At 39.3% G+C, this 14,081-nt stretch carries 11 protein-coding genes; 10 read left to right on the top strand and 1 reads right to left on the bottom strand.

The window, feature by feature from the left end; all coding sequences use genetic code 11:
• Positions 1-15 precede the first annotated feature (15 nt).
• The 6 genes from dxs (at position 16) to spo0A (ending at position 8,189) form a co-directional block, all read left to right on the top strand.
• Positions 16-1,914, top strand: a complete 1,899-nt coding sequence (dxs, locus tag ABE41_RS12520) for a 1-deoxy-D-xylulose-5-phosphate synthase (RefSeq protein WP_066294825.1) — start codon at positions 16-18, stop codon at positions 1,912-1,914.
• Positions 1,911-2,729: a TlyA family RNA methyltransferase gene (locus ABE41_RS12515; RefSeq protein WP_066290788.1), complete on the top strand. Its 819-nt coding sequence runs from the start codon at positions 1,911-1,913 to the stop codon at positions 2,727-2,729. The genes dxs and ABE41_RS12515 overlap by 4 nt, the downstream gene beginning before the upstream one ends.
• A gap of 394 nt (positions 2,730-3,123) precedes the next feature.
• Complete coding sequence (gene ahrC / locus ABE41_RS12505) at positions 3,124-3,573, top strand: transcriptional regulator AhrC/ArgR (protein ID WP_066290784.1); 450 nt, start codon at positions 3,124-3,126, stop codon at positions 3,571-3,573.
• 24 nt (positions 3,574-3,597) lie between these two features.
• Complete coding sequence (gene recN, locus ABE41_RS12500) at positions 3,598-5,289, top strand: DNA repair protein RecN (RefSeq protein ID WP_066290778.1); 1,692 nt, start codon at positions 3,598-3,600, stop codon at positions 5,287-5,289.
• A 136-nt stretch (positions 5,290-5,425) separates the two neighbouring features.
• Positions 5,426-6,712, top strand: a complete 1,287-nt coding sequence (spoIVB, locus tag ABE41_RS12495; RefSeq protein ID WP_066290775.1) for a SpoIVB peptidase — start codon at positions 5,426-5,428, stop codon at positions 6,710-6,712.
• 682 nt (positions 6,713-7,394) lie between these two features.
• Positions 7,395-8,189: a sporulation transcription factor Spo0A gene (gene spo0A / locus ABE41_RS12485; RefSeq protein WP_066294822.1), complete on the top strand. Its 795-nt coding sequence runs from the start codon at positions 7,395-7,397 to the stop codon at positions 8,187-8,189.
• Between the two features lie 161 nt (positions 8,190-8,350).
• Here spo0A and ABE41_RS12480 read toward each other — a convergent pair whose 3' ends face one another.
• Complete coding sequence (locus tag ABE41_RS12480) at positions 8,351-8,587, bottom strand: DUF2627 domain-containing protein (RefSeq protein WP_066290771.1); 237 nt, start codon at positions 8,585-8,587, stop codon at positions 8,351-8,353.
• Positions 8,588-8,735: 148 nt separating this feature from the next.
• Here ABE41_RS12480 and ABE41_RS12475 point away from each other — a divergent pair, with 148 nt between their 5' ends.
• The 4 genes from ABE41_RS12475 to buk all read left to right on the top strand — a co-directional run bounded on the left by ABE41_RS12475 (position 8,736) and on the right by buk (position 14,081).
• On the top strand, positions 8,736-10,787 hold the full coding sequence (locus ABE41_RS12475; protein WP_066294820.1) for a sigma-54 interaction domain-containing protein: 2,052 nt from the start codon (positions 8,736-8,738) through the stop codon (positions 10,785-10,787).
• A 129-nt stretch (positions 10,788-10,916) separates the two neighbouring features.
• Entirely contained in the window at positions 10,917-11,828 is a 912-nt protein-coding gene (yqiS, locus tag ABE41_RS12470) for a phosphate butyryltransferase (RefSeq protein ID WP_066290768.1), read from the top strand.
• Positions 11,829-11,840: 12 nt separating this feature from the next.
• The gene (gene bcd / locus ABE41_RS12465) at positions 11,841-12,941 is read left to right on the top strand and encodes a branched-chain amino acid dehydrogenase (RefSeq protein WP_066290766.1); all 1,101 of its coding nucleotides are present in this window, start codon (positions 11,841-11,843) and stop codon (positions 12,939-12,941) included.
• Positions 12,942-12,968: 27 nt separating this feature from the next.
• Positions 12,969-14,081, top strand: a complete 1,113-nt coding sequence (buk, locus tag ABE41_RS12460; RefSeq protein ID WP_066290765.1) for a butyrate kinase — start codon at positions 12,969-12,971, stop codon at positions 14,079-14,081.

The raw sequence follows: 14,081 nt of genomic DNA, 5'->3' as shown, positions 1-14,081 counted from the left end.
AGAGAGGCATATTCCATGAACCTGGAAGACATTCAGAATCCTCATTTTTTAAAATCATATGAGACTGAACAATTAAATAAATTAGCCGGTGATATCCGTTCTTTTTTAATCGAGAAACTATCAGTAAGAGGAGGCCACTTAGGTCCTAATCTGGGAGTTGTTGAATTGACACTCGCTATGCATAAGGTATTTGACAGCCCGAAAGATAAATTTATTTGGGATGTCGGGCACCAGGCGTATGTTCATAAAATCCTAACAGGCAGAGCGTCTCAATTCGATACACTGCGCCAATATAAAGGATTGTGCGGATTTCCTAAGAGAATTGAAAGTGAACATGATGTATGGGAAACGGGCCATAGTTCAACATCTCTTTCTGCCGCTATGGGAATGGCAATTGCACGTGATCTTAAAAAGACTGATGATAAAGTCATCGCAGTTATCGGAGACGGTGCACTAACAGGCGGGATGGCGCTAGAAGCTTTAAATCATATCGGTCATGAAAAGAAAGACCTGATTGTCATCTTAAACGATAACGAAATGTCCATTGCACCAAATGTTGGTGCTCTGCACAACGTTCTTGGACGTATGAGGACAGCCAGAAAGTATAATAAAGCGAAAGATGAACTAGAAGCTTTGATCCGGAAGATACCTGCGTTTGGAGGCAAGCTTGCCGCTACTGCTGAACGTGTAAAAGACAGTCTAAAATACTTATTGGTGTCAGGCATGTTCTTTGAAGAACTTGGATATACGTACTTAGGTCCTGTAGATGGGCACGACTTGGACGATTTAATTGAAAACCTTTCATATGCAAAGAAAACAAAAGGTCCTGTGATCATTCATGTTCTTACTAAAAAAGGAAAAGGATATGAACCGGCTGAGAGTGATAAAAAGGACAGCTGGCACGGTGTTGGACCATACAAGATCGAGTCAGGTGAACAAATCAAGCCTCAGCAAACCGGTCCTTCTTACAGTGGTGTTGTAAGTAAAACATTAGAAACACTCTCCCATAAAGATGAGCGGATTGCGGTTATCACACCGGCAATGACAATTGGTTCAAAGCTAGTGGACTACGGAAAAGCCTTTCCAGACCGCCTTTTTGATGTAGGGATTGCTGAACAGCATGCCACTACTATGGCTGCAGGTCTAGCTACACAAAAAATGAAGCCTGTACTTTCCATTTATTCTACGTTCTTGCAGCGAGGATACGATCAGGTAGTTCATGACGTTGCAAGACAGAACTTGAATGTTCTGTTTACTATCGACCGTTCAGGTTTAGTTGGTGCAGACGGAGAAACGCATCAAGGTGTATTTGATATTGCATTTTTGCGCCATATACCAAATATGGTGCTAATGATGGGTAAAGATGAAAATGAACTTCAGCATATGGTATATTCAGCGCTGAAATATGAAGATGGGCCGATCGCAATCCGTTTTCCAAGAGGTAATGGAACTGGTGTTCAAATGGACGATGAGTTTGAAAATATTCCAATTGGATCTTGGGAAGTACTGAAAGAAGGCGATGATGTTGCCATTCTTACTTTTGGAACAACGATACCGATGGCGCTTGAGGCATGGGAAATACTCGCGAAATCTGGAGTATCTGCTCGGGTAATTAACGCAAGGTTCATTAAGCCGCTTGATTTTAAAATGCTGAACGAATTATATGCTCAAAACATGCCGATTCTTACTTTGGAAGAAGCTATTTTACAGGGCGGATTCGGTAGTGCTGTACTTGAACATGCTGCCGATAATCAAGCAAGCGTTTTAATAGACCGTATGGGTATACCTGACTGCTTTATCGAACACGGAAGTGTAACTAAGCTTCTTGAAGAGATCGGTATTACGACTCCTGATCTGGTTGAACGTGTCAAAAAACTGGTTAAAAGAAAAGCAGAAAAGGGTCTTTTTACATGAAAAAAGAACGTGTAGATGTACTGCTTGTCAACCGCGGATTGTGTGAAACAAGAGAAAAAGCAAAAAGGTCGGTTATGGCAGGCCTTGTTTATTCTGGAACAACACGCATGGACAAGCCTGGAGAAAAAATTGAAACAGATGCCCCTTTACATGTTAAAGGAGATTTAATTCCTTATGTGGGAAGAGGCGGTTTAAAGCTAGAGAAAGCATTAAAAGTCTTTTCTTTTGATGTTAAAGATAAAACTGGTATGGATATTGGGGCTTCCACAGGGGGCTTTACTGACTGTGCCCTGCAGAATGGTGCTAAATTTATTTATGCCATCGATGTTGGATATAACCAGTTAGCCTGGAAGCTGCGGAATGATCCCCGTGTTGCTGTAATGGAAAGAACGAATTTCCGTTATGTAACTCCTGACCAGCTTGAAAATGGAATTCCGGATTTTGCAACAATTGATGTATCATTTATCTCACTTAGAATTATTCTTCCAGTTCTCGCTCAGCTTATGGATAATGGTGAAGTGATTGCTCTTATTAAGCCTCAGTTTGAAGCCGGCAGAGAAGAAGTAGGCAAAAAGGGGATTGTCAGAGATCCGAAAGTCCACGAAAGAGTTATTTTTGAAATAATTGAATTTGCAAAAAAAACAGGCATAAACCCTGTGGATTTGTCTTATTCTCCAATAACCGGTGGAGACGGAAATATTGAGTTTCTTCTTCATGGGGAAGTAAATAAACAGGATAGATCACCTATCTCTGACGAGAGAATTAAGGAAGTTGTTACTGAAGCGCATAATACTTTTAGAAAAGAGCGGGAATAGCCATAGTCCTGCTCTTTTTCTTTGGCTTTTTTCTAAAAGATTGTTGCTTAAGATTATTTTTTCTTTCACTTCATTGATAAGTTGATTGGAGTGCAAGGTGCGAGACTCCTGCGGGACGAGTGTGACAGGTGAGACTCCTAATGGTGCAAAGCGCCAGGAGGCTCACCGCACGCCCCGCGGAAAGCGAGTATCCTGGAGCGGAAATCAACCACTTTCAAGAGCAACAAAGTTTAAGCGAGCGACCTGAAACGGAAATCAACTACTTTCAAAAGCAACAAAATTTGCGAGAACAGCCTTTTCTTTTTATTCCATTAATGAAAAATTTACATCCTATGCACAATAGTATAAGATAAAGGCAGAATGTGACAGTGTAAAAATTGAGGTGGATCTACTAGTGAATAAAGGACAGCGACATATTAAAATTCGAGAGATGATCAGCAATCATGATATTGAAACCCAAGATGATCTTGTTGAACTTTTGAAGAAAGCAAACTTTAATGTTACACAAGCAACGGTTTCACGTGATATTAAAGAGCTTCACCTTGTAAAGGTTCCAATGAATGACGGACGTTATAAATACAGTCTTCCGGCGGACCAGAGGTTTAATCCTCTTCAAAAGCTTAGAAGAACACTGACAGACAGCTTTATAAGCATAGATCATGCGGATCATTTAATTATTATGAAGACCCTTCCAGGTAATGCAAATGCAATAGGTGCATTGATTGATAAGCTGGATTGGGAAGATCTGATGGGAACGATTTGCGGTGATGATACAATCTTAATCATTTGCCGTTCAAAGGATGTAAGTTCGGATATTTCGCAGCGTTTTTTAGATATGCTGTAAATCTTTTAATAAGGTGTGGTGTACTTGTTAGCAGAATTAAGTATTCGTAATTTTGCTATTATCGATTCTTTAAGCGTTTCTTTCAAAAAAGGGCTAACTGTTTTAACAGGGGAAACAGGTGCAGGAAAATCGATCATTATTGATGCTATAGGCCTCTTAATAGGTGGGCGCGGCTCAACTGAGTTTGTTCGTTATGGAACACAAAAAGCAGAAATTGAAGGATTATTCCACATTCATGAGTATCATCGTGTTTACGAGAAATGTGAAGAAGTCGGGATAACCATAACTGATGAAATGGTTGTACTTAAACGTGATATCACTGATAGCGGAAAAAGCATCTGCCGAGTAAACGGGAAGCTCGTCACACTTTCTGTATTAAAAGAAATAGGACAAGCTCTAGTTGATATTCACGGGCAGCATGAAACTCAATATTTGATGCAGCCGGATAAACACCTATTCTTATTAGACAGCTTTGGTGACAAAGGTTTTAAGAAAGAGCTCTTTACTTATGAAGAAGCGTTTAAAGAATATAAAGATATAAGCAAACAGCTTTCAGAACTCTCAAGGAATGAGCAAGAGATCGCTCAGCGAATTGATTTATTAGAGTATCAATACGAAGAGATTACTGGGGCAAATTTGCTCGAGGATGAGGATATCAAGCTCGAAGAAGAAAAGAGAATGCTCGGCAACTTCGAAAAAATTCATGGACACCTCCAGGACGCATATCACAGTCTTTATGGAGAAGGTAAAGGTCTTGAACTTATTTCTAGTGCCATGGCTGATTTCTCACAGGTAGCAGCGCTGGATGAATCACTTAAGGCAGACGAGGAGCAGTTTGGCAGCAGTTTCTACGTGCTCGAAGAACTGACGTACAAAATTCGTGATATGTTTGATTCACTAGAGTATAACCCGGAAAGATTAAACGGCATCGAATTGCGTCTTGATGAAATTAGTAAACTCAAACGTAAATACGGTTCTTCTGTAAAGGAAATCTTACGTTATGGGGAGAAGGTTAAAAAGGAACTTGAACTCATTCAAAACAAAGATAACCATATAGAAGAGCTAAAAGCTAAGCAGTCAAAGGTTGTAACAAAATTAGAAACCTCTGGCAAAAAGCTTACAAAAAAGCGTTCAGAAATAGCGAAAACACTAAAGAAAGCCATTCAGCAGCAGCTTAAAGAGCTTTATATGGAAAAAACGGAATTTGAGGTTGTAATGGAAAGAACGGAAGAAAATCAGTTTTTGAAGACAGGTATGGATTCTGTTGAATTTTTTATTTCTCCCAACCAGGGTGAGCCTTTGAAGCCTATATCAAAAGTTGCTTCTGGAGGAGAATTATCCAGAGTTATTCTGGCTTTAAAAACCATTTTTTCTGAAAATCAAGGAATTACTGCTATTATCTTTGATGAAGTGGACACAGGAGTATCAGGACGAGTCGCTCAGGCTATTGCAGAGAAGATCTACCGTGTATCGGTCGATTCCCAAGTGCTATGCATCAGCCATCTTCCTCAAGTTGCGGCTATGGCTGATACACATCTCCATATTTCAAAATCAACTCTCCAGGGCAGAACTGTTACGAAAGTACTTTCTTTAAAAACGGATGAAAAAGTTCATGAAATCGGCCGGATGATTTCTGGCGTGGAAATTACTGATTTGACCAAACAGCATGCACAGGAATTGCTCCAGCTTGCAGAGACCATAAAAAAATCATCTTAAAACAATTATGCATGAAAAAGCTATCCATTTAAGGAATAGCTTTTTCTTTTTTGCCGGTTATAATCTTATGGTCCGTAGGCTAAATTAAAGGTACAGCCATGGTGAGGGTGTGAGCTTGGAGCGAGGAGAGTGAAAGATGTTTAAGGATTTACTTCGGCGAATGATCGGCGTTATTCTCCTTGGAAGTTTAGTGGGAATCGGTTTTTTGTCTCCTGTGCGTGATTATGTGAAACTGCCTGAATCTGTTACAATTTTTGAAGGACAAAATTCGATTCAGTCACTTCCTGCAGGTACATCTATACAGCAGGAAGAGAATGAAATTTATACCACAGCTAAGGAAAGTGAAAAGATCGTTTCGATACAAGCCAAAACAAGTGGTGATCGTATGGCAACTCTCGAAGCAGCAAGTTTTCCCATTAAAAAGATGGATGTAAAAGTACTTTCCGATTTAAAAGTTGTACCAGGCGGACAATCTATAGGTGTAAAATTAAATACACTCGGAGTCCTTATTGTTGGTCATCATCTTGTAAATACGAATTCAGGTAAGCAGTCTCCAGGGGAAATTGCCGATATTCAGGTAGGAGATATTATTACCAAAATCAATGGAAAAGATATAAAAAAGATGGGCGATGTCAGCCCTTTTGTGAGAGAGTCTGGGGAATCTCAAAAACCGCTTGATGTAACAATCATCAGAGATGGCAAATCCCTGCACAAAACACTTAAACCCCTTCAGGATAAAAATGATCAGTCATATCGAATTGGATTGTATATCAGAGACTCTGCTGCTGGAGTCGGTACACTTACTTTTTATGACCCAGCTTCATTTAAGTACGGAGCTTTAGGACATGTTATTTCAGACATGGATACCAAAAAGCCGATCAAAGTAAATGATGGCGAAATCTTAGGTTCAACAGTAACTTCAATTGAAAAAGGTTCGAACGGACATCCTGGAGAAAAATTAGCACGCTTCTCAAATGACCAGAGAGTTTTAGGGGATATTTCAAAAAATAGTCCTTTTGGTATATTTGGGAGATTGAACGATAAAATTTCTAACGGCAGCTGGAACCAGCCTCTGCCAATTGCATTATCTGATCAAGTAAAAGAAGGTCCTGCCAAAATCCTTACCGTAGTCAACGGTTCAAAGGTAAGGGAATTTGATGTGGATGTGATTAGTTCAGTTCCGCAAAAGTTTCCGGCAACAAAAGGTATGGTAATCAAAATCACTGATCCCGAACTTTTAAAAATTACTGGTGGGATCGTACAAGGTATGAGCGGAAGTCCAATCATTCAAAACGGAAGAATTATTGGTGCAGTAACACATGTGTTTGTAAATGACCCGACTTCAGGATATGGTGTTCATATTGAGTGGATGCTGGATGAAGCTGGTATAAATATATACGAAGAAAGAAGACAGGCGAGCTGACACAGTTGCCTGTTTTTTTATTTGTTGCTATTAGAAGTGGTTGATTTTTGAAAGTAGTTGATTTCCGTTCCAGGTCGCTCGCTTTCCGTGGGGCGTGCGGTGAGCCTCCTGGCGCTTTGCGCCTTCAGGAGTCTCACCTGTCACACTCGTCCCACAGGAGTCTCGCACCTTGCACTCCAATCAACTTTTTCTACGAAGATAATTAACAAAAACAACAATCTTTTGAAAGTGGTTAAATTTCTCTGCAGTGGCTCGCTTTTAAGCCCTTCCGTACTGCGAACATTGAGTGGTCTCACCTGTCCCGCTCGTCCTGCAGGAGTCATGCCCTTCTGCTCCAATTAACTATTCAAAGAAGAACTCTTGAGAATCTCTTAGTAGCCAACAACCTTCAGAAAAGAAGCTTTTAAAGCCTGTTAATAATATCTAATGAAAAGGTTTTCTTTATTGTTTAGACATCTTTAAGAAAATTTTGTATAATGGTAGTAAAGAAAATTCGACAAATATATATGTTTACATACTAATAACTGTCGAAATTCGAAGTAAATTGAAGAAAACAGCTTTTTCTACAACAAAAATAAAATAATTTTAAAAAATTTAAAACAAAATAAAGGGATTTAAGATTTATTGTTGAAAATCTTACAATGGGAAAAACAAGAAATTGTTGGATGGGGAGGAATTAATGGTGCAAAAAGTTAAAGTGTGTCTAGCTGATGATAATCGTGAACTAATTAGTCTTTTGAGGGAATATCTTTCAAGTCAAGAAGACATGGAAGTAATTGGGGTAGCTTATAACGGTCAAGAATGTCTTTCCGTTTTAGAAAATAAAAATCCTGATGTACTCGTACTCGATATTATCATGCCGCATTTAGACGGATTAGCTGTTTTAGAAAAAATCAGATCAAGTGATGATCTGCCTCAGCCTAATGTAATTATGCTAACTGCTTTTGGACAAGAAGATGTAACGAAAAAAGCTGTTGATCTTGGAGCTTCTTATTTTATCTTAAAGCCATTTGATATGGATAATTTAGCTAGTCAGATCCGCCAAATTTGCGGATCAGAAAAAACAACAGTTCAGCGTGCATCCGGAAATAATCGAAGCAGTTTCCAATCTATAAATAAACCGCGTAATCTAGACGCAAGTATTACGAGCATCATCCACGAAATTGGAGTCCCTGCTCATATAAAAGGCTATATGTACTTACGAGAAGCGATTTCTATGGTATATAACGATATTGAACTATTAGGATCAATTACAAAAGTATTGTATCCTGATATCGCTAAAAAGTTTAATACCACTTCAAGCCGTGTTGAACGCGCGATCCGCCATGCGATCGAAGTTGCTTGGAGCCGTGGAAATATCGACAGCATCTCTTCTCTATTCGGCTACACAGTTTCTATGTCCAAAGCAAAACCAACCAACAGTGAATTCATTGCGATGGTCGCTGATAAACTTCGCATCGAACATAAAGCTGGATAAAAAATAAAAAGGGCTGACTCATTTGAGTTAGTTCCTTTTTATTTTTACGGTACGTGTTCTTTTAATTGTTACACGTACACTCAAAACCCTTGAGTTACGCTCATTCTGCGTGCCGCTTCGCTCAGGTTAAAAATAACCAGCCAATTTTTTTATTGGTCTGGTTATTTTTTCTTATACTTTAACTGTACTTTATTTCTTTTTCGATCACGGTAAAATATAAATCCTCCCACAAAGGCAAGTCCAGCTGAAAAACTAACAAATCCTGCGATAAACTGGAGCCACAAGAAAGGGAAAGGAAATTGCAATACTCCAAATAATGTGTCCCTCATCCATTTTATGCCCATTACGGCCATAATTCCAGGAATTAAAACAATTACTAATGCTGCATACCTGCTCATGATTGCATTCACTCCTCTACATGTATTGTACCTAAAGTTTATTTTATTGTCGATGATATTACAGTTTGCAAACCCTTTCATGCTACGGTATGATAAATGTGTGAAAAATATTGCACATTCACTTTACATAGAATTTGGAGGGGTAATGTTGCAAACTGTATTGTTAATGACCGCCCCTGAAGAAACAAAAAAGATTCTTCGTTTAATCAGGTCTTCATCTTTTTTTGAACCAATCGGAGTTTTTGTGCTTGAAATGGGTGCGGAAAAAACGCATGATGATGTGCCGGTTTTTTCATATTCATCTCCACCTCAGCTTGAGCCAGACTATTTGGTGTATTCACCTACAAATAAAAAATTAGCCAATCAGCTGCAGGAAGATGTTTATCATGAATCAGACATTATTTCAGATTCTCAATTTTATAAGTTAGCAGATCACCTTAAACAATCTAAGGCTGCCGAAGCTAATCTTCAGCAGTTCAAAACGATTCTAGATAATACTCATGACGGTATGATTGTTATTGATCAAAGGCTGAACATCACCATTTTTAATAAAAGCGCCGAAAGAATGACAGGTCTTTCAGCTGTTGAAGCATTAGGCAGATCTATTCTGGAAGTAATGCCAAACAGTCAGCTTCCAAGGGTCCTGGATTCAGGGATTGAGGAAGTAAACCAAGAACAGATACTTGCGAACGGGACAAAAATTTATACAACAAGAACGCCTATTTTAGATCAATCTGGACGGAAACTTGGTGCATTTGCTGTTTTTAAGGATATAACTGAAATCGTAGATCTTGCAGAAGAAGTCACAAACTTAAAAAGTATACAAATCATGCTTAGTTCTATCATTAATTCATCGGAAGAAGCTATATCTGTTGTAGATGAAGAAGGAAAAGGGATTATGATAAATCCTGCGTACACAAAACTTACTGGCTATTCAGCAGAGCAGGTAATAGGCAAGCCCGCAACAACAGATATTTCTGAGGGTGAAAGTATTCATATGCAAGTTTTGAAAACGAGGAAACCAGTCAGGGGAGCAAGGCTGCGAGTTGGTCCGAAAAGAAAAGATGTGATCGTTAATGTCGCGCCGATTATCGTTGATGGTTTATTAAAAGGAAGCGTTGGTGTCATTCATGACGTTTCTGAGATTAAAGGCTTAACTGAAGAATTGAATCGCGCCAGACAGATTATACGTACACTTGAAGCTAAATATTCTTTTGAAGACATTATTGGTGAATCAGATGAGATGAGGTTTGCGGTTGATCAAGCTAAGCTTGCAGCTTCAACGCCGGCAACTGTTCTTCTGCGCGGTGAATCCGGTACGGGAAAAGAACTTTTTGCTCATGCGATCCACAACGCAAGCGACCGGAAGTTCAATAAATTTATAAGGGTTAATTGTGCGGCACTCTCAGAATCACTTTTAGAAAGTGAACTCTTCGGCTATGTTGAAGGCGCATTTTCAGGTGCTTTAAGAGGCGGTAAAAGAGGCCTTTTTGAGGAAGCGAACGGTGGAAGTATCTTTTTAGATGAAGTGGGAGAGCTTTCGCAGAATACACAGGCTAAACTGCTGCGTGTATTACAAGAAAATGAAATCAGACGAGTGGGAGGCACAAAAGCGATTCCCATAAATGTGAGAGTTATCGCCGCCACAAACGTTAACCTTGAAAAGATGATAGCTGATGGCACTTTCAGGCAGGATTTGTATTACCGTTTAAACCGTATGCCGATTTATATTCCTCCACTTAGAGCAAGGAACAGTGATATTTTAATGCTGGCAAATCACCTTCTGCAAAAATTGAATCAGGACTACGGACGAAATATTGATATCATAAGCAGTGACGCGGAAGATTTCCTGCTTAAATATCATTGGCCGGGAAATGTTAGAGAACTTGAAAATGTATTGGGCCGGGCTATCATCCATATGAGTCATACGGATTCTAAAATTAACCGGGAACATATTTCTTTGCTTCAGCAAATTGATCATAAAAAGCCGGATTCAGACACGGACCGTTCTTTTAACGAATTAAGGGAAGAAATCACTTTAGCAGAACAAATGGACGAGTTTGAAAAAAACATTTTAACAGATGCTATAAACAGATATAAAGGAAATAAAACGAAAACAGCCAAAGCTTTAGGTATTTCCTTGCGTAATTTTTATTATAAGCTTGAAAAATATGGCTTAGATGATAAGGTGCGCAAATAATTTCATGCAAAAAATTGCGTGTTTATTGCAAAGTATTGCAAAAGCGATAGCGATACATTAAAAATCTTTATAAATTTGTTTGGCATGAAACTTGCATATCTATAGTTGTGATTAACAAGGGGGGATAACATGCTTTTGGAAGACTTGGTCAGCCAAGCCAAAAATCAGCAAGTGAAACCAGTAATCGCAGTGGCAGAAGCAGGCGATCAAGAAGTTATGGAAAGCGTTTTGCGGGCTTATAAAGAGGGCATTGCCCATTTTATATTATTTGGAAATGAACAAGTGATTTCTGACTGGCTAGAAAAGAATACAAACGATCCTACACCTGGGATTGAGATTGTTCCAACTAATACAGCAACAGCCGCAATAGAAGCTGTAAAAGCAGTCCATGAGGGGAAAGCGGATATCTTGATGAAGGGACTCGTTTCAACCTCCGTACTCTTAAAAGCTGTATTAAATAAAGAATTTGGTTTAAGAACAGGGAAAGTTTTGTCACACGTAGCTGCGTTTGAGGTCAAGGGGTATAACAGACTGATATTTGTTACAGATGCAGCGATGAATATAAATCCTGACCTTAACCAGAAAAGTCAAATATTGCAAAATGCAATAGATTTTGTTCAGCAAACTGGTGTTGATCAGCCTAAAACTGCCGTTTTAGCTGCAGTAGAAAATGTAAACCCTGCCATGCAGGCAACTCTTGATGCTGCCAGTCTCACTGTAATGAATTTAAGAAATCAAATAACTGGCGGAATTGTGGAAGGTCCTTTAGCTCTCGATAATGCCATCTCGATGGAAGCGGCAGCACATAAAGGAATTGCAGGAAAAGTAGCAGGAAAAGCAGATATCTTGCTAGTTCCGACAATTGAAACGGGGAACATTCTATACAAGTCACTCATATATTTTGCCCGTGCAAAAGTTGGTGCAGTCATTTGCGGTGCTAAAGCGCCAATTGTGTTAACTTCAAGAGCTGATTCTTCTGAGAGTAAATACCTCTCAATTGCTTTGGCTGTAAAATCTGTCATCACTGATAAGAAACTTTAGGAGGAATACAAAATGGAAATTTTCAAATATATGGAGACTTACGATTACGAACAAATGGTGATCTGCCAAGATAAACAATCTGGTTTAAAAGCTATCATCTGTATTCATGATACGACATTAGGTCCTGCTCTAGGCGGAACAAGAATGTGGACATATGATTCTGAAGATGCAGCAATTGAAGATGCATTGAGACTTGCAAGAGGGATGACTTACAAAAATGCTGCAGCTGGATTGAACCTTGGAGGCGGTAAAACAGTTATCATTGGAGACCCTAAGAAAGATAAAAACGAAGAAATGTTCCGTGCATTCGGACGCTACATCCAAGGTCTAAACGGCCGTTATATTACAGCAGAAGATGTTGGTACAACAGTTGAAGATATGGATTTAATCTATCAGGAAACACCATTTGTAACTGGCGTTTCACCAGCGTTTGGTTCAAGCGGAAATCCTTCTCCAGTTACAGCTTATGGTGTTTACCGCGGTATGAAGGCAGCAGCTATGGAAGCGTTTGGAACAGATTCTTTAGAAGGAAAAGTGATTGCCGTTCAAGGTGTAGGGCATGTTGCTTATACACTTTGTAAACACCTTCATGAAGAAGGAGCTTCACTAATCGTAACAGATATCAACAAAGAAGCTGTACAGCGTGCTGTTGAAGATTTCGGTGCTAAAGCTGTAGACATAGACGATATTTATAGTGTTGACTGCGATATCTTTGCTCCATGTGCACTTGGTGCGATTATTAATGATGATACAATTTCAAAGATTAAAGCGAAGGTTATTGCAGGTGCTGCAAACAACCAGCTAAAAGAAACTAGACATGGTGATGCTCTCCATGAAATGGGTATTGTCTATGCTCCAGATTATGTAATCAATGCAGGCGGAGTAATAAATGTTGCTGACGAACTTAATGGCTACAACCGTGAGAGAGCAATTAAAAAAGTGGAAACAATTTATGACAATATTGCTAGTGTTATTGAAATTTCTAAGCGTGATAACATTCCTACTTACCTTGCAGCTGACCGTCTTGCTGAAGAGCGTATCGAGCGAATGAGAAAATCAAGAAGTCAATTTTTATTAAATGAACGACACATTCTGTCAAGCCGAACTCGCTAAGAGTTTGTATTAATGGAGGTTTGAAACGTGCATCAAAAAGAACTTCGCATACTAGTGATCAATCCGGGCTCAACCTCTACCAAGATAGGTATTTTTGATAACGAAAGGCCTGTTTTTGAAAAAACAATCAGGCATGATATAGATACCATTAATCAATTTGATTCTGTCATTGATCAATATTCATTCAGAAAAGAAACCATTCTAGAGGCATTGGATTATGAGGGAATAAACATTTCAAAATTAAGCTGTGTGGTTGGCCGCGGGGGATTATTAAGACCGATCGAAGGCGGAACTTACAGCGTAAACGAACCAATGCTGCAAGATTTAAAAACGGGGTTTGCAGGTGAACATGCATCAAATTTAGGCGGTATCCTTGCTTATGAAATAGCAGAAGGATTAAATATTCCCTCCTTTATTGTAGACCCTGTTGTAGTTGATGAAATGGATGAGATTGCACGTATATCAGGTGTACCTGATATCGAACGAAAAAGTATATTTCATGCTTTAAATCAAAAAGCAGTAGCAAGAAGAGTGTCAAAAATGCTCGATAAATCCTACGAATCACTTCGTCTCATTGTTGTTCATATGGGCGGAGGAATTACGGTAGGGGTTCATAAGGACGGACGTGTAATCGATGTAAATAATGGGCTGCATGGTGAAGGGCCATTTTCCCCTGAACGTGCAGGTACAGTTCCAATCGGTGACTTAGTCTCTCTTTGCTTCTCTGGAGAATATTACGCAGATGAAGTGATGAAAAAGCTCGTGGGACAAGGGGGACTTGTTGCTTACCTTGGAACAAATGATGCAAGAACAGTGGAAGAGAAAATTGAGAACGGCGATGAAAGAGCAGCACTTGTATATGATGCAATGGCTTATCAAGTCGCTAAAGAAATCGGATCAGCAAGTACGGTCCTTCACGGTCAAGTTGATGCGATCGTTCTAACAGGCGGACTAGCTTTTGGCAAAGAATTTGTCAAAAAAATAACAGATCGTGTTGAGTGGATTTCAGATTGTATCATTCAGCCTGGAGAGAATGAACTTCAAGCGTTAGCAGAAGGTGGACTTCGCGTTTTAAGAAATGAAGAACAGGCGAAGGAATATCCAGGAGGGAAGACTCCTGCAGAATTGCCGCTGGATTAA

The sequence above is a fragment of the Fictibacillus arsenicus genome (genome assembly GCF_001642935.1).
Taxonomy (GTDB): Bacteria; Bacillota; Bacilli; order Bacillales; family Fictibacillaceae; genus Fictibacillus; species Fictibacillus arsenicus_B.
The sequence above is the reverse complement of the archived record's forward strand: the minus strand, read 5'-3'. Positions and strand labels throughout refer to the sequence as shown.

Bases quoted from the DNA above. Each gene is read 5' to 3' on its own strand.
- dxs (WP_066294825.1), top strand. From the start codon at position 16: ATGAACCTGGAAGACATTCAGAATCCTCATTTTTTAAAATCATATGAG.
- ABE41_RS12515 (WP_066290788.1), top strand. From the start codon at position 1,911: ATGAAAAAAGAACGTGTAGATGTACTGCTTGTCAACCGCGGATTGTGT.
- spoIVB (WP_066290775.1), top strand. From the start codon at position 5,426: ATGTTTAAGGATTTACTTCGGCGAATGATCGGCGTTATTCTCCTTGGA.
- ABE41_RS12480 (WP_066290771.1), bottom strand. From the start codon at position 8,587: ATGAGCAGGTATGCAGCATTAGTAATTGTTTTAATTCCTGGAATTATG.
- yqiS (WP_066290768.1), top strand. From the start codon at position 10,917: ATGCTTTTGGAAGACTTGGTCAGCCAAGCCAAAAATCAGCAAGTGAAA.
- bcd (WP_066290766.1), top strand. From the start codon at position 11,841: ATGGAAATTTTCAAATATATGGAGACTTACGATTACGAACAAATGGTG.